At 45.9% G+C, this 13,076-nt stretch carries 9 protein-coding genes; 8 read left to right on the top strand and 1 reads right to left on the bottom strand.

The features are described 5' to 3' along the window. The first annotated feature begins 79 nt into the window (after nucleotides 1-79). Genes recO through acpS form a run of 3 tightly spaced genes read left to right on the top strand, consistent with a single transcriptional unit; the run spans nucleotide 80 to nucleotide 1,933 of the window. Nucleotides 80-811: a DNA repair protein RecO gene (gene recO / locus R8N28_RS15485; RefSeq protein WP_006743310.1), complete on the top strand. Its 732-nt coding sequence runs from the start codon at nucleotides 80-82 to the stop codon at nucleotides 809-811. Further along, nucleotides 808-1,542, top strand: coding sequence for a pyridoxine 5'-phosphate synthase (pdxJ, locus tag R8N28_RS15480; protein ID WP_005384579.1), 735 nt, complete (start codon nucleotides 808-810; stop codon nucleotides 1,540-1,542). The genes recO and pdxJ overlap by 4 nt, the downstream gene beginning before the upstream one ends. A gap of 10 nt (nucleotides 1,543-1,552) precedes the next feature. Then, on the top strand, nucleotides 1,553-1,933 hold the full coding sequence (acpS, locus tag R8N28_RS15475; RefSeq protein WP_005380927.1) for a holo-ACP synthase: 381 nt from the start codon (nucleotides 1,553-1,555) through the stop codon (nucleotides 1,931-1,933). 69 nt (nucleotides 1,934-2,002) lie between these two features. On the opposite strand, the gene barA is transcribed toward acpS, so the two are convergent. Then, nucleotides 2,003-4,801 (bottom strand): two-component sensor histidine kinase BarA, encoded by a 2,799-nt coding sequence (barA, locus tag R8N28_RS15470; protein WP_033907441.1) that lies wholly within the window; start codon nucleotides 4,799-4,801, stop codon nucleotides 2,003-2,005. Between the two features lie 192 nt (nucleotides 4,802-4,993). On the opposite strand from barA, the gene rlmD reads away from it, so the two are divergent. The 5 genes from rlmD (at nucleotide 4,994) to eno (ending at nucleotide 13,036) form a co-directional block, all read left to right on the top strand. Continuing rightward, a complete protein-coding gene (gene rlmD / locus R8N28_RS15465) occupies nucleotides 4,994-6,313 on the top strand; it encodes a 23S rRNA (uracil(1939)-C(5))-methyltransferase RlmD (RefSeq protein ID WP_025768846.1) in 1,320 nt (439 codons plus the stop codon). A 123-nt stretch (nucleotides 6,314-6,436) separates the two neighbouring features. Further along, a complete protein-coding gene (gene relA, locus R8N28_RS15460; protein WP_005393896.1) occupies nucleotides 6,437-8,656 on the top strand; it encodes a GTP diphosphokinase in 2,220 nt (739 codons plus the stop codon). 350 nt (nucleotides 8,657-9,006) lie between these two features. Further along, nucleotides 9,007-9,810 (top strand): nucleoside triphosphate pyrophosphohydrolase, encoded by an 804-nt coding sequence (gene mazG / locus R8N28_RS15455; RefSeq protein WP_005383780.1) that lies wholly within the window; start codon nucleotides 9,007-9,009, stop codon nucleotides 9,808-9,810. A gap of 205 nt (nucleotides 9,811-10,015) precedes the next feature. Beyond that, complete coding sequence (locus R8N28_RS15450) at nucleotides 10,016-11,656, top strand: CTP synthase (protein ID WP_065274849.1); 1,641 nt, start codon at nucleotides 10,016-10,018, stop codon at nucleotides 11,654-11,656. Between the two features lie 78 nt (nucleotides 11,657-11,734). Then, nucleotides 11,735-13,036: a phosphopyruvate hydratase gene (eno, locus tag R8N28_RS15445; RefSeq protein WP_005380909.1), complete on the top strand. Its 1,302-nt coding sequence runs from the start codon at nucleotides 11,735-11,737 to the stop codon at nucleotides 13,034-13,036. The last annotated feature ends 40 nt before the right edge of the window (nucleotides 13,037-13,076 follow it).

Raw genomic sequence — 13,076 nt, 5'->3', positions numbered from 1 at the left:
AAAAATCAGTATCGATTAAAATAAGGAGCCGCTCGGCTCCTTATTTTTTATTTCACACTTTTTAGGCACAATGACTTAGATGAGTAATCTGTCTTCCGAAGGTTTACAGCGCTGTTTTGTATTGCACCGACGCCCTTACAGTGAATCGAGCTTAATCCTTGATGTATTTAGTGAGGAATATGGCCGAATGACTTTAATGGCCAAAGGCGCGCGCAGTAAGCGTTCGAACTTAAAAGGCGCATTGCAACCTTTTACCCCGCTATTACTTAAATGGTCGGGGAAAGGCTCAATGAAAACTTTGCGTCAAGCCGAGCCGATAAGTCTAGGTTTGCCGTTAACGGGCATTAATCTCTACTCAGCCATGTACGTCAATGAACTGATTGGCCGTATTTTGATGGCTGAAGTGCCGATGCCAGCACTATTTCATGATTATTTGCATGCGTTAACCGAGTTGGCGCACAACGAGAACCCTGAGCCTGCACTGCGTCGTTTTGAGTTAGCCTTGCTGTCTTCGATGGGGTATGGCGTGGATTTTTTGCATTGTGCAGGTACCGGCGAGCCCGTCGACCCAGAAATGACCTATCGTTACCGGGAACAGAAAGGGTTTATTGCTTCTGTTAGGCGCGATAACCTCACGTTTTTAGGGAATGAACTGATTGCTATCAGTGAGCGGCGGTTCGTCACTAAAGAGCAGCTAAAAGCGGCAAAACGCTTTACACGTATAGCCTTAAAGCCGTATCTTGGCGGCAAACCTTTAAAAAGTCGTGAATTTTTCATTCAGACCCCCAGAGCACGGAGTAACGGAAAATGAGCTCAATTTATTTAGGCGTCAATATCGACCATATTGCCACTCTACGTAATGCACGTGGTACAAAATACCCAGATCCTGTTCACGCTGCTGAAATTGCTGAGCGTGCAGGCGCGGACGGTATCACTATCCACTTACGTGAAGACCGTCGCCATATTTTGGATCGTGATGTACGTATTCTGCGTGAAACCATTCAAACGCGTATGAATCTAGAGATGGCAGTGACGGACGAAATGGTTGAGATTGCGCTGCAAACTAAACCAGAGTTTGTGTGTTTAGTGCCTGAAAAGCGTGAAGAACTGACGACGGAAGGTGGCTTAGATGTAGTAGGGCAGCTTGAAAAAATTAAAGCTGCGACGAAAAAGCTGACAGATGCAGGCATCAAAGTTTCGCTCTTTATTGATGCTGACCGTCAACAGATTGAAGCTGCGAAAAAGTGTGGCGCTCCGTTTATTGAGCTACATACTGGCCATTATGCAGATGCGACGACAGAAGACGAGCAACAAGCTGAACTGAAGAAGATTGCCGCTGGTGCTAGTTATGCACATGATCTAGGTATTATTGTTAATGCCGGGCATGGCCTGACTTATCACAATGTCGCACCAATTGCTGCATTACCAGAAATTTACGAACTCAACATTGGTCACTCAATCATTGGTCGCGCGGTATTTGATGGTTTAAATAAAGCGGTTGCTGACATGAAAGCATTGATGATTGAGGCTCGCCAGTCATAGGGCTATCTAGATGGCGATTATAGGGTTAGGGACCGACATTGCAGAAATTGAGCGTATTGAAAAAGCGTTAGCTCGTAGTGGTGAACCTTTTGCTCAGCGGATTCTTTCAGAAGAAGAAATGGCCAAATTCTCACAGCTTAAGCTGCAAGGTCGTTATCTTGCTAAGCGCTTTGCTGTTAAAGAAGCTGCCTCAAAAGCATTGGGGACAGGGATCGCAAAAGGGGTCACGTTTCACGACTTTTCCATCTCGAACGATGAGCTTGGAAAACCAGTACTCGCATTGACGGGCACAGCCAAGCAAATAGCGGATGCGATGGGTGTTAACCACATTCACCTGTCCATTTCCGATGAGCGTCATTACGCTGTGGCGACGGTCATTTTTGAATCCTAGCTTGTAAGTCTTAAACAAAATACTAAAAAGCCAGAGCATTTGCTCTGGCTTTTGTTTCTCTTCAATAGATCACTGTTCAAGGTATAACTTTGCGGTTGTTGTTACTTTAATCATTTCATCTTGCAGCTCGAACATTTCAGGCTCAACCTCCTCAAGACTGATCCCTGAGCGCAGTGCTTGCTCAAGCGTCGCACAGAGTGACTTCAGTCTTGGAACGCCACAATATGAACTACTGCCGTGCAGCTTATGTATGACATGAATTAGGTCATCACGAGAGATATCTTCTTGCTCCAGAGCTTGGTCAACGACTGCTTCTACTTCAGGGATGAACTCAATCAACATGCGTAGCATGTCTTTAGCGAGATCCTCTTTATTCGCGCTCTGTTTCAAGGCTGCTTGCCAATCAATAATCACATCCTGCTGAGGCGAAGAAACGGATTGTGGTGCGCTTCCTTCAGGTTCATCAACGTATGAAGGGGCGACTTTGCCAATGCTCTCTGTACAAGCATTTGGGTTCCAGTGAACCAAAACCTGTTGTAGCACATGCTCTTCAATAGGTTTGGTCAAGTAGTCATCCATTCCTGCCGAGAGCAAGCGGTCTCGTTCCCCTGCCATGGCATGTGCCGTTACCGCAATCACTGGCGTGTCTTTATTTAGCTCCAACTCTTTAATGTGCTTACAAGCGGTCACCCCATCCATTTGTGGCATTTGAATATCCATGAAGATTAAATCGTACTTTTTCTCTGTCGCCAGGTTCACCGCTTGCTGGCCATTGCTACAGGCGGTGACGGTTTCTACTCGTTCGCGGAGCAGTGCAGAGATCAGCTTCAAGTTTGCAGGGTTGTCATCCACTGCTAGTACAGTGAGAGGTAAACGGTCCCCTTCGCTTGGCGTAATTGGAGCGCTTAATACCGGTGGCGATTCTACATGTTCGCTAATCAGGCTTTGTAGCAACTTACGGCGAGACAATGGTTTCGTCAGGCACTGGACGTGATGCTCTGTCATTATTTGGTCCGCAAGCGCCAATTCGGTACTCGGTGTCCCTAGGAGAACACTCGGAGCCATGCGTTTCGCTTGTTCTATCCAAGGTGTAATAACTTCCGCATCGTGAGTCTGGTTGGCCGCTAAATTCAACAGTACATAATCATATTGTTCTTCGTTGTTTGGTAGCGAAGAGCGGTAGGTTACTAAAATACCCTCCTGACTTAGAATCTGTTGGGTTACGGATGCGGCTTGCATGTTTGGTTCAATCAGCAGTAACTGCTTCCCAGTCAGAAGTTCCACTTCAATCAGTTCGCTCATTGGCATCTCAGTTGAGTGCAAGCGCACCGTAAACCAGAAGGTTGAACCTTGGTGTAGACGGCTGGTTAAACTGATTTCGCCGCCCATCTGGCTCACCAGTTTCTGAGTGATAACCAGACCAAGACCAGTACCGCCGTAACGACGTGAAATACTTGCATCTGCTTGGCTAAAGGCTTGGAACAACTGCGCTTGCTGACGCTCAGAGATACCAATACCGGTATCACGCACCATGAATTGCAGTTCGACGGAGTCTCCTGATTGAGAGCGCATTTCTACGCTAACATCAATGTTGCCTCGCTCGGTAAACTTGATTGAGTTACCGACTAAGTTCGTCAAAATTTGCTGGATACGTAGTGGATCCCCAACTAAACCTGGTGGAATTTTAGGGTCCACTTTTAGGGTGATTTCTAACCCTTTCTCATGTGCACTTGTGGCTTGTAGGTTAATTACCTCTTCTAAACTTTCTCGGAAATCAAAAGGAATGTTTTCGAGTGCCAGCTTACCCGCTTCAAGTTTCGAGAAGTCGAGAATGTCATTGATGATATTCAGCAGGTTGTTCGCCGATTTCTCAATCGTCTGTAGGTAATCCGTTTGGCTGTTAGAAAGCTGCGTTTTAAGCATTTGACGAGTAAAGCCAATCACCCCATTGAGCGGAGTACGCAGCTCGTGCGACATGTTCGCCAAGAACTCTGACTTAACCCTGGCCGCTTCTTGCGCGCGTTTCTTCGCGATATCCAACTCAACGTTCTGAATTTCTAGCTGCTCAAGCGTTTCACGTAAGTCGGACGTGGCTTGGTCTATACTGTGCTGCATCTCCACGTGATATTCTGATAACGATACCGCCATGGCGTTGATGCCATTTTTTAGCTGGTCTAACTCACCGTGCATTTTGCCTTCGATACGCACATCCAGATGACCACGGCGAATGCGGTCAACGACATTCTTCATGTGGGTGATAGGTTGGGTCACATCGTGCATTAGACGTGAAGCAAACACACTTGCTAAGCCAAGACCGAGAACCAGAACTAAAAAAGCAGAGAAGACTTCTTGATACTGTTGCAGCCTCAAGGAGGAGAGATCTAACTCGACGGCGATGTAACCAATCGCTTTTGTGCCTTGGCTTTCGTTCGACAACTCCGCTAAGTAGTGACCTTCTGACAAAATGGGGACACGCAATATCAGTGAGTTTTCGTAGATTTCCGAATTACCCAGTTGCGGGATCGGTTTATCTTTGGGAAACATCAAGGCTTCAAAATTAGGATGAAAGTTAGAGGTCACAAAGAGCTCATGATGTTCATCAAATACCGCGATACTACGAACCAGTTTGGAGTTTTTGCGGTGCGCGTAGCTTATCAAGCGACGTACCGCCTCTCGGCTTTCTGATAGTAGATGAGTTTCACTGGCAATCGCCAGCGGCTCAATAATGCTGTTACCAGTGGTGATAACTTGTTTCTCAAGGTCTTGGTAGCGGTTAAATGAGAAAAAGCCGCTCAGTAATAAACCAATAATGAGAGTGGGAGCGAGAGTTAGTGTAATTACACGTGCTCGTAAGCCATATCTGGTCATGTTATCTAATTACATCGGAGTCTGGATATGGGAAAATAACGCATTATTTCTCAAGCGCACGATAAAGCCTTGAGCAAAGAAGTGACGTCACCGAATAAACGGTAAGCATAATCAAGTCACTCGAATCACACAACGGCTGCAATCAAGAATAGTGAAGCCGAAGAGCAATTACACATAAATCAGGCATAGAGCATGGCACGCATCTTTCAACCGAAAAAGAAAACCCAACTCAATACTCGGCACCAAGCAGTGCAAGTAGAGCGTTTAGATCACCACGGCGCAGGCATTGCTTACCTCAAAAAGAAGCCATTGTTTATTGATGGAGCACTGCCGGGTGAGGAGGTGGTCACTCAATTGGTGGAAGAAAAGAGCAAATACGCTCGCGGTAAGTTGATTAAAATCCTTAAGCCGAGTGAAGCTCGTGTGGAGCCATTTTGCCCACATTATCATGAGTGCGGTGGCTGTGATTTGCAGCATCTAGATTATGACCAACAATTGACGTACAAACAGCAAACGTTGCGTCAGCTAATGCGAAAATTTTCAGGCAGTGACATTGAACTAGATGCCCCGTTATTGGGATATTCGCAGGCCTACCGTCGCCGTGCGAGAGTGAGCTTGTTTGTTGATAAAAAAACACGTCAGCTACATTTTGGTTTCCGTAAAAAGCAGAGTAAGCAAATTGCGCAAGTGACCGATTGCCCAGTGCTGGCACCGGAACTGAATGTTTTGCTGCCAGAGATTTACTCAGCCCTAAAAGCGTTCAAAAAGCCGGAACAATTAGGTCATGTAGAGCTGGTACTTGGTGATAATGGGCCGTGTATTACGCTGCGCCACTTGAGCGCTCTGACAACGAGTGAAACTCAATCTCTAACGGAGTTGGCAAAACGTCATGGCGCATCGTTGTACTTAATGCCATCGACAGAACAATTAGACCTTATCGAAGGCGATATGCCTTTTTATCAAGAAGTTGGAGTGAAAATCCCTTTTGCACCAAATAACTTTATTCAAGTAAACCAAGGTGTAAACCAACAAATGGTCAAACAAGCGGTTGAGTGGTTAGACCCACAAAAGAGTGACCGAGTGTTAGATTTGTTCTGTGGTTTAGGCAACTTTAGTTTACCAGTTGCGAAATTAGCTAAGTACGTGGTTGGAGTAGAGGGTGTTGCAGAGATGGTAGAAAAAGCCACAAACAATGCATCTTTGAACCAAATCAATAACGCGCAATTTTATCACGCTAACCTTGAGCAAGATTTTGAAGGCCAAGCCTGGGCCGCAGAGCGGTTTGATAAAGTATTATTAGACCCGGCACGCGCGGGAGCGAGTGGGATCATCGATCAAGTTTCTGAGCTTGGCGCACAGCGTGTAGTTTATGTTTCTTGTAATCCTGCTACCCTTGCTAGGGATAGTCAAAGCTTGATAGAGCAAGGCTATAAATTAACGAAATTAGGTATGCTGGATATGTTCCCTCATACCAGTCATCTAGAATCGATGGCATTGTTTGAAAAGTCCTAACTTTAGGACTTTGACCCCTTATTTGTGGTGGGTGGTCATAAAGCCAGCGTGTACGCGCGGTAAAAAGAACTAACCTGGACGGTGTTAGTCAAACCACACGAATATAATAATTAGGATGATGAGATGGTTGCGGTAAGAAGCGCGCATTTAAACCAAGATGAACAGTTTGAACTCGAAAACTGGGTGGCTAGCCTAGGACAAGAGAAAAACACAGCCTCACGCTTAATCGAAGTATATCGAGATTGCCAGACGGTATTGGCTGATAACGAGCAAGCGGAGCTGTTGTTGTGGCGTGGACGAGAAATGATCGAAATTTTGATCACCTTGTCTATGGATCAAGCCACTTTAGTGGCTGCTCAACTGTTTCCTTTGGTTTCAAGTGGTGCTTTTAACAGAGAAATTCTGGAAGAGAAATACAGCAAAGAAATCATAAAATTAATCGACGGCGTTGAAGAAATGGCTGCTATTGGCCAACTCAACGTCAACATGGAAGGCAGTGCAGCGTCATCTCAGGTAGATAACGTACGCCGCATGCTGCTTGCCATGGTGGATGACTTCCGCTGCGTGGTTATCAAGCTTGCGGAGCGAATTTGTAACCTTATTGAAGTTAAAAAAGCGCCTGATGAAGTTCGACGTGCGGCGGCAAAAGAGTGTGCCAACATCTATGCGCCGCTAGCAAACCGATTAGGCATCGGTCAGCTGAAATGGGAAATTGAAGATTACGCTTTCCGCTACCAACAGCCGGAAACTTACAAACAAATTGCCAAGCAGCTTTCTGAGCGACGCATCGTTCGTGAACAGTACATCAAAGACTTTGTTGAAGACCTCACGCACGAAATGGAAGTGTCGGGCATCAATGCCGAAGTGAGTGGTCGACCTAAGCACATCTACAGCATTTGGCGAAAAATGCAGAAGAAGAGTTTGGCCTTTGATGAGCTGTTTGATGTTCGAGCAGTACGTATCATCGCAGACAAACTGCAAGACTGTTACGCGGCTTTGGGTGTAGTTCACACCAAATACAAGCACCTACCGAGCGAGTTTGATGACTACGTTGCTAACCCTAAACCAAACGGTTATCAATCGATCCACACCGTAATTCTAGGGCCAGAAGGCAAAACCATCGAGATCCAGATTCGTACCAAGCAAATGCATGAAGAGTCGGAGCTGGGTGTTGCCGCGCACTGGAAATATAAAGAAGGGGCAAGCAGCCGAAGCGGTTATGATGAGAAGATCACGTGGCTGCGTAAGCTACTGGATTGGCAAGAAGAAATGTCTGACTCTGGCGAAATGCTCGATGAGCTGCGTAGCCAAGTCTTTGATGACCGTGTTTATGCCTTTACACCACGTGGTGATGTTGTCGATTTGCCAATGGGGGCAACGCCGCTAGATTTTGCCTATCACATTCACTCCGAAGTGGGACACCGTTGTATCGGTGCCAAAGTCGGAGGTCGTATTGTGCCGTTCACGCATAAATTACATATGGGTGACCAAGTCGAGATTATCACTCAGAAAGAACCTAACCCATCACGTGACTGGTTAAACCCATCATTAGGCTTCGTTCATTCTGGTCGTGCGCGTGCCAAAATTAACGCCTGGTTCCGAAAACAAAGCCGTGAGAAGAACCTTGAAGCAGGTCGTGAAATCCTTGAGCATGAGTTAGCCAAAATTGGCGCAACGTTAAAAGATGCAGAGCATTACGCCCTCAAGCGGTTTAACGTCAAAACACCAGATGAATTGTATGTTGGGGTAGGTAGCGGTGATTTGCGCATCAACCAAATCATTAACCATATCAACGCGTTAGTTAACAAGCCAACGGCAGAGGAAGAAGACCAGCAAGCACTGGAAAAACTGCAAGAAGCAGAGCACAAATCACCAGCGCAAAGCCGACCGAAAAAAGACGCCGTCGTTGTAGAAGGTGTCGATAATCTAATGACGCACCTAGCGCGTTGCTGTCAGCCGATTCCAGGTGATGATATCTGTGGTTACATCACGCAAGGTCGCGGCATTTCAGTACACCGTAGTGACTGTGAACAGTTAGAAGAACTGCGCCATCATGCGCCAGAGCGTATCATTGATACTGTCTGGGGCAGCGGCTTTGTGGGGTCATACATCCTCACCGTGCGTGTTGAAGCGATGGAGCGAGGTGGTCTACTCAAAGACATTACGACACTGTTCGCCAACGAAAAGATCAAAGTGACCAGTATGAAGAACCGAGTCGACTACAGACGTCAACTTGCCATCATGGACTTTGACCTAGAAGTCACCAATATTGAGGTGCTTTCGCGGGTTTCGAAACGTGTGGAACAGATCAAGGATGTCATGACGGTGAAACGCCTCGGCTAAAACTCTCGTCATAGTTATCGTTGTAGCGTTGTTGACTGCACGCACTCGCTCCATCACATGGTGAACCATGTGATGGAGTCTCGTTTGTTTGTCGCCTAGCTACAACTTCAACTATTTACAGAGTTACACTTGCGTCATATTTGGCTTTTTATCTGCGTTAGCTGCACTTATTCCGACGCGCCGGCTCAGGGGCATCACATAGACGAGCTATGCTCAGGAGTCGCGAAAATTTGTTGCCTTGTCAAAGTAACAATTACTTAGTGAAAGCTGCTGAGAAAATATAATGTAGAAGGTGAGTGGTTTTGGCTGCTCACCTTTTTCTTTAATAGAAAGGTTTAAAGGAACAAAAAATGAGTCATCCAATTGAACAGTTAGAACAAATCATGGCGAAGCTGCGTGACCCAGAAAATGGTTGCCCTTGGGACTTAAAACAAACCTTTGACACCATCGTTCCGCATACTATAGAAGAAACCTACGAAGTGGTGGACGCGATTCAAAATCGAGATTGGCCCAATCTAAAAGAAGAGCTAGGGGATTTGTTGTTTCAGGTGATTTTTTACAGTCAACTAGCGAAAGAGCAAGAGCTGTTTGACTTTTCGGATGTCGTCGAAACCGTGAACGAAAAACTGACTCGTCGCCACCCGCACGTTTTTTCAGATGTTGAGTTTGAATCTGACGAGGAAATTAACGCGAACTGGGAAGCGGAAAAAGCAAAAGAAAAAGCCCTAGTAGGCAAAGCGGAAGAAAGTATCCTAGACTCAATACCAAACTCTTTACCTGCACTTTCTCGTGCTACAAAAATTCAGAAAAAATGTGCAAAATTTGGGTTTGATTGGGATTCACTTGGCCCGGTTGTCGATAAAGTACGAGAAGAAATTGACGAAGTCATGGAAGAGGCACTGCAAGTTCAGCCCGATGAAGAGAAAGTTGAGTTGGAGCTCGGTGATTTGCTATTTGCGACTGTCAATTTGGCTCGCCACCTTGATAAAAACCCAGAAGTCGCGCTAGGAAAAGCAAACGTAAAGTTTGCGCGACGTTTTAAACAAGTTGAAGGCAAGGTCCAGCAGTCAGGCAAAGTACTTACAGATTGTTCTTTATCAGAACTTGACCATTTTTGGGATGAAGTAAAACAAGAAGAATCGAGGCAGAGGTAAACTGGCAGAATACATAATATAAGGTCAGCTTGTTTGGTTACACGAAAACGGACTTTGGTTTGTCTTTGCTCACTTTGATTTGAAGCAAAAAATAAAAAATTACGGTGTGATAGATTTCACGTTGTGGCGGTAAGGAGCTTCTGGTATATTTATCTCCCGTCCAGAAGCACTCCATTTCCCTCATTCAACCAATTTCAGGTTAAACATGACGACAAATTACATTTTTGTTACTGGCGGGGTTGTATCCTCTCTAGGTAAAGGTATTGCAGCAGCATCTCTTGCGGCTATTCTAGAAGCTCGTGGTCTTAAAGTGACTATGATGAAGCTTGACCCTTACATCAACGTTGACCCGGGCACAATGAGCCCTACTCAGCACGGTGAAGTGTTCGTTACAGAAGATGGCGCAGAGACTGACCTTGACCTTGGTCACTACGAGCGTTTTATCCGTACCAAGATGACCAAGCGTAACAACTTCACTGCAGGTCGTGTTTATGCCGACGTACTTCGTAAAGAACGTCGTGGTGACTACCTAGGCGCAACTATTCAAGTTATCCCTCATATCACTAACGCAATCAAAGATCGCGTTATTGCAGGTTCTGAAGGCCATGATGTGGCTATCGTTGAAGTTGGCGGTACTGTTGGTGATATCGAATCACTACCATTTATGGAAGCGATTCGTCAGCTAGCTGTTGAGCTAGGCCGTGAGCGCGCAATGTTCATGCACCTAACACTTGTTCCTTACCTAGCGGCAGCGGGCGAAGTGAAAACTAAGCCGACGCAACACTCTGTAAAAGAACTTCTATCTATCGGTATTCAGCCAGATATCCTAGTTTGCCGTAGCGATCGCGTTATTCCTGCGAATGAGCGTAAAAAAATCGCACTGTTCTGTAATGTTCCAGAAAAAGCAGTAATTTCAATGAAGGATGTAGACTCTATCTACAAGATCCCTCAGTTGATTAAATCTCAAGGTCTAGATGACCTTGTGTGTGCTCGCTTTGGTATTACTGCTCCGGAAGCAGACCTTTCTGAATGGGAACAGGTTATCTACGAAGAAGCAAATCCTACTGGTGAAGTAACCATCGGTATGGTTGGTAAATACATTGAATTACCAGATGCATACAAATCTGTGAACGAAGCGCTTAAACACGCTGGCTTGAAAAACCGCCTAAGCGTCACAATTAAGTATGTAGACTCACAAGATATCGAAACAAAAGGCGTTGAACTTCTAGAAGGTTTGGACGCAATCCTAGTACCAGGTGGCTTCGGCGATCGTGGTATTGAAGGCAAGATCCGTGCGGCTCAATATGCACGTGAAAATAACGTGCCTTACCTGGGTATTTGTTTGGGTATGCAAGTTGCACTAATCGAATACGCGCGTAACGTTGCGGGTATGGAAGGTGCACATTCAACAGAATTTGACAAAGAGACTAAGTACCCTGTGGTAGGTTTGATCACAGAGTGGGTAGACGAATCAGGTAGCGTAGAAGAGCGTACTGAAAAGTCTGACCTAGGCGGTACGATGCGTCTTGGTTCACAGCTGTGTCACCTAGAGAAAGGGACTAAAGCTCGTGAACTGTACGGTAGCGCGACGATCCATGAACGTCACCGTCACCGTTACGAAGTGAATAACGTGCTTCGTCCGCAAATCGAAAAAGCAGGCCTAAAAGTATCAGGTCTATCTGCGGACAAGAAGTTAGTGGAAATGATTGAGAACCCAGCTCACCCATGGTTTGTAGCGGCTCAGTTCCACCCAGAATTCACCTCGACTCCTCGCGATGGACATCCATTGTTTGCAGGTTTTGTTAAGGCTGCGGGCCAAAACGCACGCGGCGAATTCGAGAAGTAAAAGGATACGGGCGGCGGCGAAGGTTGTGCTGCTGCCCTTTAAGATTGACATTTATATTTGAAACGAGAGGAAACATTAATGTCTAAGATCGTTAAAGTTCTAGGTCGTGAAATCATCGACTCACGTGGTAACCCAACTGTAGAAGCTGAAGTACACCTAGAAGGCGGTTTCGTAGGTATGGCGGCAGCTCCATCTGGCGCATCTACTGGTTCTCGCGAAGCTCTTGAGCTACGTGACGGTGACAAAGCACGTTTCCTAGGTAAAGGTGTTCTTAAAGCAGTTGAAGCTGTAAACGGCCCAATCGCTGAAGCTCTAGTTGGCAAAGACGCTAAAGACCAAGCTGCAATCGACGCAGTAATGATCGAACTAGACGGCACTGAAAACAAATCTAAATTCGGTGCTAACGCTATCCTAGCTGTTTCTCTAGCAAACGCTAAAGCTGCTGCTGCTGCGAAAGGCATGCCTCTATACGAGCACATCGCTGAGCTAAACGGCACTGCAGGTCAGTTCTCTATGCCTCTACCAATGATGAACATCATCAACGGTGGTGAGCACGCAGACAACAACGTTGACATCCAAGAGTTCATGATCCAACCAGTTGGCGCTAAGACTCTTAAAGAAGGTCTACGTATCGGTGCAGAAGTATTCCACAACCTAGCTAAAGTTCTTAAGTCTAAAGGCTACAGCACTGCAGTTGGTGATGAAGGTGGTTTCGCTCCTAACCTTAAATCTAACGCTGAAGCTCTAGAAGTTATCGCAGAAGCTGTTGCAGCTGCTGGTTACGAACTAGGTAAAGACGTTACTCTAGCTATGGACTGTGCTGCATCTGAGTTCTTCGACAAAGAAGCTGGCATCTACAACATGAAAGGCGAAGGTAAAACTTTCACTTCTGAAGAGTTCAACCACTACCTAGCTGAGCTAGCTAACCAATTCCCAATCGTTTCTATCGAAGACGGTCTAGACGAGTCTGACTGGGATGGCTTCAAGCACCAAACAGAACTACTAGGTGACAAGCTTCAACTAGTAGGTGACGATCTATTCGTTACTAACACTAAGATCCTTGCTGAAGGTATCGAGAAAGGCGTAGCTAACTCTATCCTTATCAAGTTCAACCAAATCGGTTCTCTAACTGAGACTCTAGCTGCAATCAAGATGGCTAAAGACGCAGGTTACACAGCAGTAATCTCTCACCGTTCTGGCGAAACTGAAGATGCAACTATCGCTGACCTAGCGGTAGGTACAGCAGCAGGTCAAATCAAAACTGGTTCTATGAGCCGTTCTGACCGTGTTGCTAAGTACAACCAGCTAATCCGTATCGAGGAAGCACTAGGTGATCGCGCTCCTTTCAACGGTCTTAAAGAAGTTAAAGGTCAAGCTTAATTCTTAATTGAATTAACCGCTTAACTTAAAGCTTTTGAAA

This window comes from Vibrio sp. Vb1554, from assembly GCF_033344235.1.
The sequence above is the reverse complement of the archived record's forward strand: the minus strand, read 5'-3'. Positions and strand labels throughout refer to the sequence as shown.

What these genes read in the sequence shown, in the direction of transcription:
- acpS (WP_005380927.1), top strand. Translation starts at nt 1,553, where the DNA reads ATGGCGATTATAGGGTTAGGGACCGACATTGCAGAAATTGAGCGTATT.
- relA (WP_005393896.1), top strand. Translation starts at nt 6,437, where the DNA reads ATGGTTGCGGTAAGAAGCGCGCATTTAAACCAAGATGAACAGTTTGAA.
- R8N28_RS15450 (WP_065274849.1), top strand. Translation starts at nt 10,016, where the DNA reads ATGACGACAAATTACATTTTTGTTACTGGCGGGGTTGTATCCTCTCTA.
- mazG (WP_005383780.1), top strand. Translation starts at nt 9,007, where the DNA reads ATGAGTCATCCAATTGAACAGTTAGAACAAATCATGGCGAAGCTGCGT.
- recO (WP_006743310.1), top strand. Translation starts at nt 80, where the DNA reads ATGAGTAATCTGTCTTCCGAAGGTTTACAGCGCTGTTTTGTATTGCAC.
- barA (WP_033907441.1), bottom strand. Translation starts at nt 4,801, where the DNA reads ATGACCAGATATGGCTTACGAGCACGTGTAATTACACTAACTCTCGCT.
- rlmD (WP_025768846.1), top strand. Translation starts at nt 4,994, where the DNA reads ATGGCACGCATCTTTCAACCGAAAAAGAAAACCCAACTCAATACTCGG.
- eno (WP_005380909.1), top strand. Translation starts at nt 11,735, where the DNA reads ATGTCTAAGATCGTTAAAGTTCTAGGTCGTGAAATCATCGACTCACGT.
- pdxJ (WP_005384579.1), top strand. Translation starts at nt 808, where the DNA reads ATGAGCTCAATTTATTTAGGCGTCAATATCGACCATATTGCCACTCTA.